18 protein-coding genes are annotated in these 16,100 nt (G+C 73.9%); 4 read left to right on the top strand and 14 right to left on the bottom strand.

All coding sequences use genetic code 11. The features are described from left to right. Positions 1-14 precede the first annotated feature (14 nt). The 8 genes from V2S66_RS23475 to V2S66_RS23510 form a co-directional block, all read right to left on the bottom strand. Positions 15-890: a sirohydrochlorin chelatase gene (locus V2S66_RS23475; RefSeq protein ID WP_330798128.1), complete on the bottom strand. Its 876-nt coding sequence runs from the start codon at positions 888-890 to the stop codon at positions 15-17. Positions 891-978: 88 nt separating this feature from the next. Continuing rightward, entirely contained in the window at positions 979-1,998 is a 1,020-nt protein-coding gene (locus V2S66_RS23480) for an N-acetylglucosamine kinase (RefSeq protein WP_330798275.1), read from the bottom strand. 65 nt (positions 1,999-2,063) lie between these two features. Beyond that, positions 2,064-2,903 carry a phospholipid scramblase-related protein gene (locus V2S66_RS23485; RefSeq protein ID WP_330798129.1) on the bottom strand — a complete coding sequence of 280 codons (840 nt, stop codon included), beginning with the start codon at positions 2,901-2,903 and terminating at the stop codon, positions 2,064-2,066. A gap of 26 nt (positions 2,904-2,929) precedes the next feature. Continuing rightward, the gene (locus V2S66_RS23490; RefSeq protein WP_330798131.1) at positions 2,930-3,607 is read right to left on the bottom strand and encodes a uracil-DNA glycosylase; all 678 of its coding nucleotides are present in this window, start codon (positions 3,605-3,607) and stop codon (positions 2,930-2,932) included. Between the two features lie 109 nt (positions 3,608-3,716). Further along, positions 3,717-4,343: a TetR/AcrR family transcriptional regulator gene (locus V2S66_RS23495; protein ID WP_330798132.1), complete on the bottom strand. Its 627-nt coding sequence runs from the start codon at positions 4,341-4,343 to the stop codon at positions 3,717-3,719. Positions 4,344-4,483: 140 nt separating this feature from the next. After that, positions 4,484-5,179 carry an HAD family hydrolase gene (locus tag V2S66_RS23500; protein ID WP_330798134.1) on the bottom strand — a complete coding sequence of 232 codons (696 nt, stop codon included), beginning with the start codon at positions 5,177-5,179 and terminating at the stop codon, positions 4,484-4,486. 38 nt (positions 5,180-5,217) lie between these two features. Next, the gene (locus V2S66_RS23505) at positions 5,218-6,156 is read right to left on the bottom strand and encodes a M56 family metallopeptidase (RefSeq protein WP_330798135.1); all 939 of its coding nucleotides are present in this window, start codon (positions 6,154-6,156) and stop codon (positions 5,218-5,220) included. Between the two features lie 81 nt (positions 6,157-6,237). Then, entirely contained in the window at positions 6,238-6,891 is a 654-nt protein-coding gene (locus V2S66_RS23510) for a DUF5134 domain-containing protein (protein ID WP_330798137.1), read from the bottom strand. Positions 6,892-7,046: 155 nt separating this feature from the next. Between V2S66_RS23510 and V2S66_RS23515 the strand changes: the two genes are divergently transcribed. After that, complete coding sequence (locus V2S66_RS23515; RefSeq protein WP_330798139.1) at positions 7,047-7,583, top strand: GNAT family N-acetyltransferase; 537 nt, start codon at positions 7,047-7,049, stop codon at positions 7,581-7,583. Positions 7,584-7,610: 27 nt separating this feature from the next. On the opposite strand, the gene V2S66_RS23520 is transcribed toward V2S66_RS23515, so the two are convergent. From V2S66_RS23520 to V2S66_RS23535, 4 genes are all read right to left on the bottom strand, one after another. Further along, complete coding sequence (locus tag V2S66_RS23520; RefSeq protein ID WP_330798277.1) at positions 7,611-8,393, bottom strand: amino acid ABC transporter ATP-binding protein; 783 nt, start codon at positions 8,391-8,393, stop codon at positions 7,611-7,613. 71 nt (positions 8,394-8,464) lie between these two features. Continuing rightward, entirely contained in the window at positions 8,465-9,349 is an 885-nt protein-coding gene (locus V2S66_RS23525) for an amino acid ABC transporter permease (RefSeq protein ID WP_330798141.1), read from the bottom strand. Between the two features lie 7 nt (positions 9,350-9,356). Next, on the bottom strand, positions 9,357-10,259 hold the full coding sequence (locus tag V2S66_RS23530; RefSeq protein WP_330798143.1) for an ABC transporter substrate-binding protein: 903 nt from the start codon (positions 10,257-10,259) through the stop codon (positions 9,357-9,359). Positions 10,260-10,422: 163 nt separating this feature from the next. Next, positions 10,423-11,091, bottom strand: coding sequence for a glycerophosphodiester phosphodiesterase (locus tag V2S66_RS23535; protein WP_330798145.1), 669 nt, complete (start codon positions 11,089-11,091; stop codon positions 10,423-10,425). A 281-nt stretch (positions 11,092-11,372) separates the two neighbouring features. Between V2S66_RS23535 and V2S66_RS23540 the strand changes: the two genes are divergently transcribed. From V2S66_RS23540 to V2S66_RS23550, 3 genes are read left to right on the top strand one after another with little or no spacing between them, the layout of a single operon-like run. Then, positions 11,373-12,770: a DUF6421 family protein gene (locus V2S66_RS23540; protein WP_330798146.1), complete on the top strand. Its 1,398-nt coding sequence runs from the start codon at positions 11,373-11,375 to the stop codon at positions 12,768-12,770. A 23-nt stretch (positions 12,771-12,793) separates the two neighbouring features. Continuing rightward, complete coding sequence (locus tag V2S66_RS23545) at positions 12,794-13,552, top strand: SDR family oxidoreductase (RefSeq protein WP_330798148.1); 759 nt, start codon at positions 12,794-12,796, stop codon at positions 13,550-13,552. Then, positions 13,531-14,622, top strand: coding sequence for a threonine aldolase family protein (locus V2S66_RS23550; RefSeq protein ID WP_330798149.1), 1,092 nt, complete (start codon positions 13,531-13,533; stop codon positions 14,620-14,622). Before V2S66_RS23545 ends, V2S66_RS23550 begins: the two co-directional genes overlap by 22 nt. Positions 14,623-14,757: 135 nt before the next feature. On the opposite strand, the gene V2S66_RS23555 is transcribed toward V2S66_RS23550, so the two are convergent. Beyond that, a complete protein-coding gene (locus V2S66_RS23555; protein ID WP_330798151.1) occupies positions 14,758-15,498 on the bottom strand; it encodes a lysophospholipid acyltransferase family protein in 741 nt (246 codons plus the stop codon). Between the two features lie 167 nt (positions 15,499-15,665). Further along, positions 15,666-16,082 (bottom strand): DUF4395 domain-containing protein, encoded by a 417-nt coding sequence (locus tag V2S66_RS23560; protein WP_330798153.1) that lies wholly within the window; start codon positions 16,080-16,082, stop codon positions 15,666-15,668. Positions 16,083-16,100: the final 18 nt, after the last annotated feature.

Raw genomic sequence — 16,100 nt, forward strand, 5'->3', positions numbered from 1 at the left:
TGCTCCTGCTCCTGCTACTGCGGTGCGCCCTGCGCCGACTGCGGCGCGATGCCCACCGCGGCCGCGTAGTGCGTGACCACCAGCTTGCCGACCGCCGGGTACGGGCCGAGGGCGTCAGCGCCGGAGCAGCCCGCCTCCGCGGCCGCCGTGTGCAGCAGCTGCGGGGCGATCTCCGGGCCGATCAGGCAGGGCGCCAGCGCCAGCGTGCCGGAACCCGACGAGCGCAGCTGCTCGGCGGCCCGGCCGATCGCGCCCTCCTCGTCCAGCGCCGCCGCCAGCACCGGCACCGCGAGGCGGGCCGCCAGCAGCAGACCGGTCACACCGGCCGCCTGCGCGGCCTCCTCGCCGCCGACGGTGGCCAGGATGATCCCGTCGGCCGCGGTGGCGACCGTGAACAGCCGGGCCCGGTCGGCGCGCGCCAGCCCGGCCTCCGAGAGACGCACGTGCAGCGCCTCGGCCAGCAGCGGGTGCGGGCCGAGCACCTCGGTCAGCTCCACCTGCGCCTTGCTGTCCGCGACGGCCTGGCGGATCCTGCGCAGCACCGACGCCTCGGGGCCCGCCAGCAGCGGCACCACGACCGCGGAGGTGTCCTCGCCCGGCCGCTCCGCCGCCACCTGGTCCAGCACCCCGCGCAGCGACGGGAAGTCCACGCCGTCGCCGTCCACGAAGGCCACCCGCGGGTCGAGCCCCGACAGCTCGGAGCGGGCCAGGCTGACGACCTCCTCGGCCAGGCTCAGGGCCGCGGCGGTGGGGGTGCCGGGGACGGCGAGAACCAGCACCGGCGCGCCCTCGGGGGCGGTCAGCGCCTCGGGACGGCGGTGCCGGCCGGTCTGGCGCGGACGAGGGCTTCGAACGGGGAGGCCGGCGGCGGGCCCTGTGGCGTTGCTCATGGCGTCGCATGCTAACGCCTTGCGGCGCCTGTTTGTTCGCGCGGGTACAAGGAAGGCCGGAGCTGTCCCGAAGTGTCCGAATCGACGGTCACGAGGCGTCATCGGACGGGTCTGACCAGTGCATGAGGGTGAGCAGCGCCCGGTCGTCCGGCAGCGCCGGCGCCCCGCGGCGCAGCGCGCCCGCGATGAGCACCGCGCCGTCCAGCGGATCGCCCTCCGCCGGAGTCAGGGTCGCGTCCGGCAGCAGCAGCGGCGCCTGCTCGCGCAGCGGCGCGAGCAGCGGCTCGCCCATCCGGAACAGCCCGCCGGCCAGCGCCACCTCCACCGGTCCGGGCCCCGGCCTGACCGCGGCCGCCGACCGCAGGATGTGCGCGGCCGCGCCGCGCAGGATGTCCGCGGCCACCGGGTCCCGATCGGCGCAGCGCCCCACGTCGGGCGCGAACGACGCCAGCACCGCCGGCCGGTCCGCCCGCGGATACAGCTGACCGGGCAGGCTCTCCGGCGGCCCGAACCGCTCGCGGGCCGCGGCCAGCAGCGCCGGCGAACCGCCCGCCCGGCCGTCGTGGGCGCACATCGCCGCCTCCAGGCCGGCCCGGCCGATCCAGGCGCCGCCGCCGCAGTCGCCCAGCAGATGCCCCCAGCCGTCGGCGCGCCGCCAGCCGCCGCCGTCGGCCGCGGGGGCCAGCGCGATCATCCCGGTGCCGGCCGCGACCACCACGCCGGGACGCAGCCCCAGCGCGCCCGCGTACGCGGTCACCGCGTCGCCCGCCAGGGCCAGCGAGCGCACTCCGAGGGCCGTGCGGAGCGCCTCGGGCAGCCTCGCCCGCAGATCGCCGCCGAGGCTCGCCATGCCGGCCGCGCCGACGCAGACGGCGTCCACCCGGGCGGCGCCCGCCGCGGCCATCAACGCGCGGGCGGGCGGCAGCGCGAGGGCGAGCAGGCTGTCCGCGTCGATGCCGTCCGCGCCGGTCACCGCGGGGCTCGACGAGACCGCGGGGGCGGACCTGGCGGTGCCGTCGGCGCGCGCCAGGGCCACCCGCACCCCCGAGCCGCCCGAGTCGATGCCGAGCACCCACGCGCCGTCGGCGCCGTCGCTGCCTGCGGTGATCCCGCTGCCTTCGGTGCTGTCGGAGTCCGCAGGGCGGGCCGGCCGGCCGGAGTGTTCCCGCACGGTCAGCCGAGCCCGCGCGAGTCCTGCTTGAGTGCGGTGTCCACGGTCAGCGCGGACGCCACGACCATGCTCAGCAGCGGATCGGCCAGCTGCCGGTGGATCTGCAGCACGTAGTTGTCCGCCGTGGTGAACATCGTCTTGGCGAGGCCCTCCCAGGTCTTGGTGATCCGGGCGATCTCGGTCTCGGTGTGGTCGACGATGGCGAAGTTCCACGCGCGCCAGTTCTCCGCCTTGATCGCGCCGATCTTCTGCCCGTTGTACAGGAACGCGAAGTTGATCTTGCCGATCGCGTTCTGCTGGACGATCTCGCCGAGCGGCTCGCCGTTGGCCCGGTGCACCAGCACCTTGGACTTGATGAACTTCGCCGGGCGGGTCAGCACCAGGTGCGGCACGCCCTGCGCGTCACGCACCTCAAGCTTGTGGGTGAGGAACTGGTCGACGCTGGAGACGAAGCGCAGCACCTTCTTCGCGGTGCTCTGCCCGACCTCCACCACCGAGCCCAGGGTGCGGCCGTGCTGGTCGAACACGGTGTACTCGTTGACGAGTTCGATCAGCTTGGCCTTCTGGTTGACGACCAGCACCGGCTCGGTGAAGAGGGTGCCGCCGCCCTGGCCGGCCGGCCCGACGCCGGCCTGCTGCTGCACCTGACGCTGCACCTTCGCCGGGTCCGGCGCGCCGCTGACGTTCAACTCCCAGGCGCCGCCGCCCTTCGCGGACTGGTGGGGCACCTGGCCGGGGTTGGTGTGCTCGGTCCACTGGGACCCGTCCCAGTACCTGAGCAGGTTCGGAGTGCCTTGCGGGTCGGCGTACCAACCGGCCGGGGTGTCGGAATGCGTCGTCACCCGCGCAGACTACCCCGGCCCCCGGCTCAGGGGAGCTGCCAGTTCACCGGCTGGGCGCCCTGCCGGGCCAGCAGGTCGTTGGCGCGGCTGAACGGCCGCGAACCGAAGAAGCCGCGGTCGGCCGACATCGGTGACGGATGCGCCGACTCGATCGCCGGCAGCTCGCCCAGCAGCGGCCGCAGATTGCGGGCGTCGCGCCCCCACAGCACGGCCACCAGCGGGCGCCCGCGCGCGGCCAGCGCCCTGATCGCCTGCTCGGTGACCTCCTCCCAGCCCTTGCCGCGGTGGGCGGCCGGCCTGCGCGGCGCGGTGGTCAGCGCCCTGTTCAGCAGCAGCACGCCCTGCCCGGTCCACGGCGTCAGGTCGCCGTCGGAGGGCCGCGGCACCCCCAGGTCCGCGCACAGCTCGCGGTAGATGTTCTCCAGGCTGCCCGGCAGCGGCCGCACGTCCGGGCCGACGGAGAAGCTCAGCCCCACCGCGTGCCCCGGCGTCGGATACGGGTCCTGGCCGACGATCAGCACCCGTACCTCGTCGAACGGCTGCTGGAAGGCGCGCAGCACGTTCGGTCCCGACGGCAGGTAGGTGCGGCCGGCGGCGATCTCGGCGCGCAGGAAGTCGCCCATCGCGGCGATCCGGCCGGCCACCGGCTCCAGAGCCTTGGCCCAGCCCGGCTCGACGATCTCGTGCAAGGGTCGTGCGGTCACGGTCCGTCACTCTACTGGCTCAACAGGGCCGCCGCCGACGGGCGTCGGGGATTCCCGACCGCCCGGGGCCGCCGCAGCCGCCCGAGGGCCGGGATCGCCGTCGCCGCGCTCAGACCTCCGCCGACCGGTCGTACTCCTCCATGCCGGCCGGCGGGGCGCCCGCCGCCCACGCCAGGTGGTAGCGCAGGAACAGCTCGGCCCGCAGCTGGGCCAGCGGCATCGGCGCGCCCGGCAGCAGCAGCGCCACCGTCGCGCCCATCAGCAGCGCCCGCAGCAGCCGGTACTCCTCGTCCGGGTCCACCGCGCCGTAGCGCACCACCGTGTCGCGCAGCAGCCGGGCCAGCAGCTGCTGCTCCGGGCACTGGATGAACCCCTCCTCCTGCAGGATCGAGGCCATGTGGGTGCGCATCAGCGTGGTGTGGTCCTGGGTGAGGCCGAGGATCGCGTCGATGGCGCGGGCGAGCAGCTCCTCGCCGTCCTCGGTGTGCGGCTCGCGCGCCAGCGCGGTGGCCAGCTCCATGTGCATCAGCCGGTGCACCGCGGACTGCAGCAGCGCCCGTTTCCCGGAGAAGTAGTACGAGACGAGACCGCGCGCCGATCCCGCCCGCTCGGTGATGTCCGCCAAGGTCGTGGCCTCGTAGCCGCGTTCCTCCACCAGCTCGACGGTGGCCTGGAGCAGGCGCTCGCGAGAACGCCTGCGCATCTCTTCATTGACCGAAGCGCTTCGAGGCGACATGCTTTACTCCTGCGTTGACTGGCTGCGAGCCAATATACTCAGCGCGAGTCGCCGGACCATGGTCCGTGCGGCGACGGGGAACGGGGGAAGGGTGCCGGACCCGGCGACACGGGGGATCGCCGGGGCCGGCGTTCTCCCGTTCAGGCTCTTCGGTCCAGCAGGTCGAGCACACCGCGCAGCGCGCCCGGCCGTTCCTCGGCGGGCAGATGGTCCACCAGCAGCACCGGGCAGCCCAGCGCCGCCGCCCCCATGTCCGCGGTGCGGTCGTCGCCCACCATCAGTGTCTCGCCCGGCGCCCGGCCCAGCGCCGCGCAGGCGATCTCGAAGATCTCCGGCGCGGGCTTCTTCACCTCGTGCTCGTAGCTCAGCACATAGGCGTCCACCAGCGTGTCCAGTCCGTGGGCGCGGAAGACCGGCCGCACGTCCCAGGCGATGTTGCTGACCACGGCGACCGGCACGCCGCGCTCCCGCAGCGCCCCCAGCACCTCGGCGGCGTCCGGGTACGGCTGCCAGGCCGCCGCGGTGGGGTGCCGGTCGTAGAGCGCGTCGTGGACGTCCCACGGCAGCGCGACACCGCGCGACAGCCCGGTGTACGCGGCCCGGTGCGCGCGCGCCGTCAGGTCGCGGTCCCGCCACAGCTGCCGGAGCCGCGGCGGCACCCGCTCCGGCGGGGCGCCGCCCGGCTGCGCCCCGGCCCGCTCCAGCAGCTCGGCGTACCGGGCGATCTCGTCGTCGTCCGGGTGCACGCCACGGTCGGCGAGGACCGCGCGCAGCCAGCGCCCGGTGGGCTCAACCCGGAACAAGGTGCCGGAGAAGTCGAACATCACGGCCCGCACCGCACCCCTCCCGTCCACACTCCGCGGCGTCCCCACGGTCAGGTCAGCGCGTTCAGGCCGGGCCCGAAGGCGATCAGCAGCGGGACGGCAGGCAGCAGCAGGGAGAACGCGGTCATCCGCAGCCGGCGGGCCAGCGGCAGCCGCGGGGTCGGGTCGAGCAACCGGTGCACCCGGCCCGGCATCTCGGCCTGCGGCGCCGGGGAAGGACCGAACACGCCGCGCTCCTCGTTCAGCTCCACCAGCGCCAAGGCGGTGGTCAGGCGCCCGAAGCGGCGCGAGGCGGTGTCGTCGGCGGCCAGCTCCACCAGGTGGTGCACCTGGTCGCGGAAGGCCGCGAACACCGGCACCTGCGGGAAGCCGCGGGCCAGCGCGCCCGCGCAGTGCAGCAGCAGATCGTGCCGGGCCCTGGCGTGACCCTGCTCGTGCGCCAGCACCGCGTCCAGTCGGCGGCCCTTGAGGCGGCTCAGCGCGGCGGTGGTGATCACCAGCTGCGGCTGGGCCCCGGACAGCCACCACGCGTCGGAGCGCTGGTCCTCCAGCACCACCAGACGCTCGCCCCGCGGCACCGTCTCGCCCGGCAACCGGGGAGCCCGATCCCGCAGTTCGCTCCTGCGCTGCTTGCGCCTGACGCGCGCCGACCGGACCTCGCGGGTCAGCATCGCGGCCGTCCACACACCGCCCAGCGCGAGCAGCGCCGCGACCCAGCCGGCCCAACGGCCGTGCTCCGACAGCCCGTAGGCGTCCACCACACCCGTGGGTGCGAAGGCGAACACGTTTCCCCGCACCGCCGACCAGGCGGCCGAGCCGGCGAGCGCCATGGCCAGCAGGCAGCACAGCAGGACCGCGGCGACCACGCACTGCCAGACCCACAGGGCCAGCACGGGTTCGCGCTCCGGCCACTCGGCACGGGAGAGCAGACGCGGCGCCGTCGCCGCCGCCAGTGCGCCGAGGACCAGCAGCACCATCGCGACCGTCATGGCGATCACCCTAGGAGCGGGCGCCGACACGCGGTACGCGACCCGACCCGATGTGACGCATCACTCACAGGACGTGGCGGATCACAGCAGCACGAGCATGGCGAACATGGCCAGCGCCATGGACACCCGGCAGGCGGCCGCCACCTCGGGGGAGTGCCGCAGCGGCACGGCCGCCTGCGCCGCGCCCCCCGGTATCCGTTCGTCGCGGTCGCGGTCGCGGTCGCCGGCCCCGGAACCCGCGGGCCCGGCCGCGGCCGCCGAGAGGGCCACCGGCGCCGCCGCACCGCCCGGCAGGGCGAACGGCACGACGACCAGCCGGACGCCCGTCCGCACCACGTATCCGGCGAAGTACAGCAGCAGCAGACCGGTCAGCAGCGGAACGCCCGCGCCGCCGTCCATGGAGTGCCCGGTGTGCTCCCCGCCCCCCAGGCCGAGGCCGGACATCGCCAGCGCCATGTAGACCATCGACGCCGAGCACACCGCGTGGTGCGTCCGGTGGCCGGTGTGGGCGGCGGGTCTGGCCAGCGTGGAGAGGACCGCGTACGCGTAGACCGCGGCGAGGACGGGGGCGGCCCACCGCCAGGGGTCGACGACCGACAGCGGCACCGCCATCGCGGCCATCCCGGCGCCGGTCAGCGCCTCCTGCCGCGACTGCCCGCGCAGCACGCAGGCCGCCGCTGCCGCCGTGCTCAGCGCCACCAGCAGCCAGGCCACCAGCGGTGGTCCGTGCGTCATCGTCGCTCCCCTCCCGTCCTGCCCCTTGTGTGCTGCCCGGGCCCGAGGGCGCACACGCCTGCGCACGGAGGTAGGAGGGGTGGTGCGTGCGCGCCGCGCGCGCCCCCGGTTTCCGGCCGCCGGCGGTCCGCGGCCGGTCCGATAATCTGGCGCGCATGGACACCGCAGCACAGCCCGCCTTCCGCCCCGCCACCCCGCAGGACGTGCCCGCGCTCGTCTCGCTGATCCAGTCCGCGTACCGCGGCGACGACAGCCGGGCGGGCTGGACGACCGAGGCGGACATCCTGGAGGGGCAGCGCACCGACCCGGCAGGCGTGCTCGACGTCATCGAGAAGCCCGACAGCCGGCTGGTGGTGGTGGAGGCGGACGGCGGACTCGTCGCCTGCTGCCAGCTGGAACACCGCGGTGAGCACGCCTACTTCGGCATGTTCGCGGTCCGCCCGAAACTCCAGGGCGGTGGCCTCGGCAAGGTCGTCCTCGCCGAGGCCGAGCGCTTCGCACGCGACGAGTGGGGCGTCGCGGAGATGCACATGACGGTGATCTCGGTCCGCGAGGACCTCATCGCCTGGTACGTCCGCCGCGGCTACGAGCGCACCGGCCGGACCTCGGCCTTCCCCTACGGCGACGAGCGGTTCGGCGTGCCGACCAGGGACGACCTGGAGTTCGAGCTGCTCACCAAGAAGCTCGGCTGACCCGCCGGAGGGCCCCACCGCGCGCCGTCACAGCCGTCCCGCCGCCGTGACGCGGTGCAGGAAGTCGCGGGTGCGCTGCCGGACCGGCGCGCCGAACACCTCGGCCGGGGAGCCGCGTTCGAGGATCACCCCGCCGTCGAGGAAGCACACCTGGTCGGCGACCTCGCGGGCGAAGGCCATCTCATGGGTGGCGATCACCATGGTCATGCCCTCGCGCTCCTTCAGGTCGCGCACCACCGCCAGCACCTCGCCGACCAGCTCCGGGTCGAGCGCGGCGGTGATCTCGTCCAGGAGCAGCAGCCGCGGCCGGGCCGCCACCGCCCGCAGCAGCGCCACCCGCTGCTGCTGGCCGCCGCTGAGCCGGTCCGGGTACTCCCGCGCGCGGTCCGCGAGGCCGAGCCGGTGGAGCAGTTCCAGGCCCTCGGCCTCGGCCTCCGCGCGCGCCACCCGCCGCACCCGGCGCGGCGCCAGCGTGATGTTGTCCAGCACGGTCATGTGCGGGAACAGGTTGTACGCCTGGAAGACCACGCCGATCCTGCGGCGCACCGCGTCCTGGTCGGCGTGCGGGTCGGTGATCTCCTCGCCGTCCAGGAAGATCGCCCCGTCGTCCACCTCCTCGAGCAGGTTCGCGCAGCGCAGCAGCGTGGACTTGCCCGACCCGGAGGCGCCGATCAGTGCGGTGACGCTGTGCGCGGGCACCTCCAGCGCGATGTCGCGGAGCACCACCGAGGCGCCGTAGGTCTTGCGGACCGCCTCCAGCCGCAGCACGGGCTCGTCCCCGCCCTCGCCCTCGCCCTCGTCGCCGTTCATGTCCCGGTCCCGCCGAACGGGTCCCGCGGCCGGCGCCGCGCCTTCCTTGCGCCACCATCCCCTCGTCCCGCTCATACCGTCCCTCCCTGCGACTGGCGGCGGTTCATCCGGGACGCCACCCAGTCGGTGAACCGCGTCATCGGGATGGTGATCGCCACGAAGACCAGTCCCGCGATCACATAGGGCGTGTAGTTGAACTCGCGGCTGGCGATGATCTGCGCGGCGTACACCGCGTCCACCGCGCCGCCGATGGAGACCAGACCGGTGTCCTTCTGCAGCGACACCAGGTCGTTCAGCAGGGCGGGCACCACCCGCCGCACGGCCTGCGGCAGTACCACGTACCGCATCGTCTGGGCGCTGCTCAGGCCCAGCGAGCGGGCTGCGGCGCGCTGGCTGGGGTGGACGCTCTCGATGCCCGCCCTGAACACCTCGGCCACGTAGGCCGTGTACGTCAGGCAGAGCGCGAAGCCGCCCAGCGTCACCGGGTCGTTGGTGACGCCGCGCAGCCGCAGCGCCGGCACCCCGAAGACGCTGACCAGGATGCAGATGATCAGCGGCAGTCCGCGGAAGAAGTCGACGTAGGCGGTGGCCAGCGCCCGCACCGGGAAGAACACCGGGCCGCGCAGCGTGCGCAGCAGGGCGACCGCGAGGCCCGCGACCAGCACCACCGCGCCGCACACCGCGAGCAGCCGCAGGTTCAGCCACAGCCCGTGCACGACGTCGGGGAACGCCACGCGCGCGTAGTGGGCGCTGAAGAAGGTCTCCCGGGTGCGCTGCCAGCCCGGGGAGTCGACGATCACCGCGTAGAGCGCGGCGGCCGTGGCCAGGGTGCTGGCCGCGGCCACGGCGAAGGCGCGGCGGGTCCTGGCACGCTTGTGGCGCTCCCGCTCGATCCGCCGCGCCGACGGCAGATAGCCGTCGGCCGCGGCGGCGGCCTGCTCGTCCTCGACGGTCACCCGGCGGTCACTTCAGGACGGGCGCGTCGACCGCGTCGGAGAGCCACTGCTTCTCCAGCGCGGCGAGGGTGCCGTCGGACCGCAGCGCGGTGACCGCCCGGGAGACGCAGGAGGTGAGCGCGCCGCCCTTGTCCAGGACGAGGCCGAACTGCTCGGGTGTGCCGCCGGTCGCGGCGAACTGGCCGACCACCTTGGCGTCGGTGACCTCGGCGCCGGTGATGTAGAAGGCGGTCGGCAGGTCGACCACGATGCCGTCGACCTGGCCGTTCTTCAGCGCCGCCACCGCGAGGTCGTTGCGCTGGAAGACCGCCGGCTGCTTCGTCGGCTTCACCGTGTCGGTGATGGTGTCCAGGCTGGTGGTGCCGACCTGGGCGCCGAGCTTGGCGTCCTTCAGGTCGGCCAGCGACCGGGCGGTGGCGATCTTCGAGCCCTTGCGGGCGACGACGGCCTGCCGTACGTCGTAGTAGCCGGGCGAGAAGTCGACGGCCTTGCTGCGTGCGGCGTTCACGGAGACCTGGTTGATGTCGAAGTCGAAGTTCTTCGCGCCCGGGGCGAAGGCGCTGTTGAAGGGCACCTTCTGCCAGACCACCCGGTCCGGGGGGTAGCCCAGCTGCTTGGCCACCGCGTAGGCGACCGCCGACTCGTACCCCTTGCCGTTCGAGGGGGTGTTGTCGGAGAACCACGGGTCGTACGCGGGGTTGTCGGTTCCCACGGTGAGCCGGCCCGCGGTCCGGGTGGCGAGCGAGGCGGGTTCGCAGGAGGCGGTGGTGGACGCGCCGGTGGCCGAAGGGGATGCCGCGGAGTCGCCCGAGCCGTCGTCCTGCGGGGCGCAGCCGGCCAGGGCGAGGGTGAGCAGGGCGGCCGCGGCGAGGGCGGCGCGGCGCGGTGACAGCGGATTCGCGGGACGCATGGCGGGACAGTGGCACCGCGGGGGCGCGGCTGTCCACGGCATTGGCCCCGATGTCCGGATGCCGGACCTTTGTGTCCGCGACATTGCGGGAGAGTCCGCACCGTCCGCACGCGGCCCGCGCGGGGGACGGGTCAGCGGCGCCACGGCCCCCGGCGCGGCCGGATCACGCGGCCGGTTGCGCGGGGAGGTCGGTCGCCGCGCCGTCGAGGCCCAGCGCGCGGGCCAGGGCCCAGTCCCGCGCCGAGTTGACCGTCCAGGCCATGACCGCGATCCCCGCGTCGTGGCAGCGGCGCACGACGTCCAGGTTCAGCTGCGTGAGGTCCAGGCTGACCAGGCGCGCGCCGACCGCCTGGGCGCGCGGCACGAGGTCGGGGCCGAGTTCGGAGGCGACCAGCACCGTGCGCACCTCCGGCAGCAGCGCCCGGATGCCGGCGAGCGCCTCGTCGTGGAAGGAGAGCACGCTGACCCGGCCGGTCTCGCCGCGCTCGCGCAGCACGCCGGCCAGCACCGAGGCCGCGGCGACGTCCTTGATCTCGGCCTGGATCGGGCGGCGCACCGCGTCCAGCACCTCGTGGAAGACCGGCACCCGCTCGCCGAGACCGGCGTCCAGGCCGCGGATCTCGTCCGCGGTGAGGTCCGCGACCAGGCCGCTGCCGTCGGTGGTGCGGTCCACCTCGGGGTCGTGGATGACGACCAGCTCGCCGTCCTTGCTCAGGTGCAGGTCCAGCTCGATCTGGTCCAGGCCCGCCTGCTCGGCCCGGCGGAAGGAGCGCAGGGTGTTCTCCGGCTCCACGCCCATGACGCCGCGGTGACCGACGGTGAGGAAGCTCATGGGCGCCCAGCCTAACCAGCGCGGGCGACGCGGAGCCGAACACGCCGTGACCGGACGGGGTTCACCCGAACGGCCCAACGCGGTCAGGTCGTCGCGCCCCGGCCGGCGGTGCGCCGACCGCTGGCCGCGGGAGATTTTCCGGCACGCATCCTGGGTGGCCGCCGGAAAAACAGCGGCGAACCGGCACTCAAACCGAAGAATCTCCATTGGCTCCCCTTGAATCGACAACAAGGTCCCCGATACGGTGGGCGTGCAACAGGTTCTTTTGTGGAGGAGGGGTCATGAGTGAGGTTCTTTCGTCGACAGCGCCCGCTGAGGGCCGGATATCCGGCGCCAGGGTCATCGAGCACCCCCAGTGGGCCGTCCTGAAGCAAGCCGTCGAGGCCATCCGGCCCTGGCAGAGCAAGGACGGGTCCATCGACTTCACCGCCGACGGCGCACCCACCCGGGACGACGCCGTACGGACCGTCGGACGCGTCGTGGACGCGGTCGAGCAGCTGTCCCCGCTGCTCCCGCACGACGCGGACTACCACCGCGCCATGGTCGCCGACCTGCGCCGCTGGGCCGACGGCGGCTTCACGGTCCCCGACTTCCTCGACTCCCTGCTCGCCTTCCAGCCCGCCGCCGACCGCCGCGACGGCCGGCAGCACCTCGTCGTCTTCCCGATGTACACCCAGAACGGCAACCCGGACCGCAACCTGGAAGCCGTCGTGATGCGCGTCGTGTGGCCCGCATGGCTGGCCGAGCTGGAGCGGACCCGGTACGACAACCCGCTCTTCGTCTCCATCACCTTCGAGGACTTCACGCCCGGCTACGACACCAACTCCGCCGTGCTGTTCCCGGAGACCGTCGCGGTCCGCGAGGCCCCCGAGCGCTGGACCTGGGGCGCGATCTTCTGCGACCGCGAGGCCGCCCGCTTCCGCGCGGTGACGGCCGCCGCCGTCGACACCCTCGGCCTGCGGCTGCCCGAGGACGCCGCCGCGCTCGTCGAGGACCAGGACCTGGCCCAGCAGACCTTCTCGCTGTGGGACATGGTCCACGACCGCACCCACAGCCACGGCGACCTGCCCTTCGACCCGTTCATGATCAAGCAGCGGGCGCCGTTCTGGATGTACGGCCTGGAGGAGCTGCGCTGCGACCTGACGTCCTTCAGGGAGGCCGTCCGGCTCCAGCAGGAGGGCCACCCCATGGGCCTGCGGGTCCAGTACGCCATCCTCTTCGACCGGCTCTTCCGCTTCCCGGTCACCGGCGAGCGGGTCCGCAACTACGACGGCCTCGGCGGCCAGCTGCTCTTCTCGTACCTGCACAAGCACGACGCCGTACGCTGGACGGACAACACCCTGCACATCGACTGGGAGCGCGCACCGCAGGTCACCAACCAGCTCTGCGCCGAGATCGAGACCCTCTACCGGGACGGTATCGACCGACCCAAGCTCGTGCACTGGTTCGCCGCCTACGACCTGGTCGCGACGTACCTGTCCCCGCACCCGGGCTCGGTCTGGGCCAAGGGGCCGGATGCCCTGGACCTGACGCTCCCGCCGCGCAAGCTGGTGGACGACGTGCTCGCGGACGAGTTTCCGCTCAGCATGTTCTACGAGGCCCTTGCCAAGAAGCTCCGTCAGGTGATCGCCTCGACCAAGGGCGTCACCGGCCACGGCGCGCTGGGGGCTGCCGCATGAGCGGTGCGGGCAAGGAGGCGGACATGACCACCGACACGTACGCGGGCGGACTCGACGGCGCGGTGATCGCGGTCGCGGGAGCGGGCGGGCCCGCGGGCCGCGCGGTGCTGCACCGGCTGGCCCGGGCCGGCGGCCATGTGATCGCCGCCGACGCGGACCCCGAGCGGCTCGCCGAGGCGGTCGACGCGGCACGCTACGACGCGGGCGGCGCGGACATCACCGGCGAGGTCGTCGACCTGCTGGACCTGGAGGCCACCCAGGACTGGGCCGGCCGGATCGAGAAAGACCACGGCAGGGCCGACGGCCTGGTCCACCTGGTCGGCGGCTGGCGCGGCTCCGCGTCCTTCCCGGAGACCGAGCTGGCCGACTGGGACGTCCTGCACCAGCTGCTGATCCGCACCGTCCAGCACACCTCGCTGGCCTTCCACGACGGCCTCATGCGCAGTCCGGGCGGCCGCTACGTGCTGATCAGCGCCTCCGGCGCCACCACGCCCACCGCGGGCAACGCCGCCTACGCCGCGGCCAAGGCCGCCGCCGAGGCGTGGACGCTCGCCCTCGGTGACTCCTTCCAGAAGCTCAGCGGCGACGACGGCCCCACCGCGGCGGCCACCGTCCTGGTGATCAAGGCGCTGGTGCACGATGAGCTGCGGGCCCAGCGCCCGAACGCCAGATTCGCCGGCTTCACCGACGTCCGCGACCTCGCCGAGGCCATCGCCGACGTCTGGAACGCAAGCCCCAAGGAAGTGAACGGGACCCGACAGTGGCTGACGCCCCGACCGTGACAGAACAGCTCGCCTCCGACGCCGTACGGCGCCACGACCCGGCCGTCCGCGGCTTCGCCAGCGACAACTACGCGGGCGTCCACCCCGAGGTGCTCACCGCCATCGCCCTCGCCAACGGCGGCCACCAGGTGGCCTACGGCGACGACGTCTACACCGCCCACCTGCAGGACCTCTTCCGCGGCCACTTCGGACCCGCCACCGAGGTCTTCCCGGTGCTCAACGGCACCGGGGCCAACGTGACCGCGCTGCAGGCCGTCACCGAACGCTGGGGCGCGGTGATCTGCGCCGAGTCCGCGCACATCAACGTCGACGAGTGCGGCGCGCCCGAGCGGGTCGGCGGCCTGAAGCTGCTCACCGTGCCCACCGAGGACGGCAAGCTCACCCCCGAGCTGATCGACCGGCAGGCGTACGGCTTCGACGACGAGCACCGCGCCCAGCCGCAGGTCGTCTCGATCACCCAGAGCACCGAACTCGGCACCTGCTACACGCCCGAGGAGGTCGCGGCGATCTGCGAGCACGCCCATCAGCTCGGCATGACCGTGCACATGGACGGCTCGCGGCTGGCGAACGCGGCGGCGTCCCTCGGCGTGCCGCTCGCCCGCTTCACCTCCGAGGCCGGGGTCGACATCCTGTCGTTCGGCGGCACCAAGAACGGGCTGCTGCTCGGCGAGTGCGTCGTGGTGCTCAGCCCCGAGCGGGTCCGCTCCATCCGCTACCTGCGGAAGATGTCCATGCAGCTCGCGTCGAAGATGCGCTTCGTCTCGGTCCAGTTCGAGGCGCTGCTCGCCGGCGACCTGTGGCTGCGCAGCGCCGCCCACGCCAACGCCATGGCCCGCCGCCTGGAGCAGGCGGTCCGCGCGGTCGACGGCGTCAGCGTGCTGCGCCCCGTGCAGGCCAACGCGGTCTTCGCGATGCTGCCCCGCGAGGTCAGCGAGCGCCTGCAGAAGCGGTTCCGCTTCTACTTCTGGGACGAGGCGACCGGCGAGGTGCGCTGGATGTGCGCCTTCGACACCACCGAGGCGGACGTGGACCGCTTCGCGGCGGCCGTCGCCGAGGAGATGACCGCCTGACCTGAGCGGGCGCCGTGAGCGGACGTCCTGTGCGGACGCCCCGGGCGGATGCCTGCCCCGTGCGGACGCCCCGGGCGACCGGGCCGCCACCGCGGCCCGGTCGCCTCCGGGCGCTTGCTCGCGGGCCCCGACCGCTCAGTCCCCGGGCGCCGCCTTCTCCCGCCGCGCCGCCTCCTGGGGCGTCGGAGCGGTGCCGCCCAGGTGGCTGGGCAGCCACCAGCGGTCCTCGGGGCCCGCAGGCCGTCCCTGGTAGCCGCGCTGGGCGTCTTCCAGCAGCTCCTGCACGCGCGCCCGCAGCCGCCCGGTCAGCGCCTCCGGCTTCTCCTCGGGCTCGGGCCGCAACTGCTCGCCCACCCGCAGCGAGATCGGGAAGCGGTTGCGGCCCAGCGAGCGGGGTGCGCCCTTCGTCCACAGCCGCTGGGTGCCCCACACCGCCATCGGGAGCAGCGGCACGCCCGCCTCCAGCGCCAGCCGGGCCGCGCCCGACTTGAACGCCTTCAGCGTGAAGGACTGCGAGATGGTCGCCTCGGGGAAGACCCCGATGATCTCCCCGCCGCGCAGCGCCTCCAGCGCCCGCGCGTAGGCGTGCTCGCCCTGCGAACGGTCCACCGGGATGTGCTTCATCGCCCGCATCAGCGGACCGGACACCTTGTGCCGGAACACCGACTCCTTGGCCATGAACCGCACCAGCCGGCGCGACGGAAGCGCGGTGAGCCCGCAGAACATGAAGTCCATGTAGCCGATGTGGTTGCTCACCAGCAGCGCGCCGCCCTCACGCGGCACATGCTCGGTGCCGCGTATGTCGAAACGCAGGCCCTGCAACCGGAACACGGTCCGGGCGAAGCCGATCACCGGCGGGTACACGAGGTCGGCCATGACGGGTTCCTGCTCTCTCCGGGGCGCACACCCGGGGGGACGGCACGCGTCCGTGAAACGTCGGCCGCTGGGCGATGGTGCCCGAGCCGGCGCCGCATGTCATCCCGCACGCCGCCGCGGGGGCCGAGATTCTTCTCACGCCGCAGCCGGAACCGGCCGGGAAACGCTCAGGCGGAGCCCGTCGTCGACCGCCTCAGCAGCAGGTACAGCTCGCAGCCCAGGCAGTAGGCGAACGCCGCGTTCAGGAAGGCGGCGGCGAGCGCGCAGGCCGTCGCGGCCAACCCCAGCCACCGCGGTCCGACCAGGTACCCGATCACGCCGACCACCGCGAAGGCCAGCCCGACGGCCTGCGCGAAGCGCGGCGGCGCGGGGTCCTCGGTGGCGGGCGGGGGCCCGATCCGCGGCCGCACCACCGCGCGGAAGAGCCAGCTGTACGGCGAATTCCGGACGCCGGCGCCCGCACCCACCGCGAAGACGGCGCTCTGCGCGAGCAGCAGCCAGCCGCTCCCCGTGACCAGCACGACCGCGAGCACCGCGGTGGTGAGGGCGGCGCCGAAGCGCGGCCCCCGGACATCGATCTCCATGGCGGGAATTCTCCCCCC

The organism is Actinacidiphila polyblastidii, assembly GCF_036353415.1.
Taxonomy (GTDB): Bacteria; Actinomycetota; Actinomycetes; order Streptomycetales; family Streptomycetaceae; genus Actinacidiphila; species Actinacidiphila polyblastidii.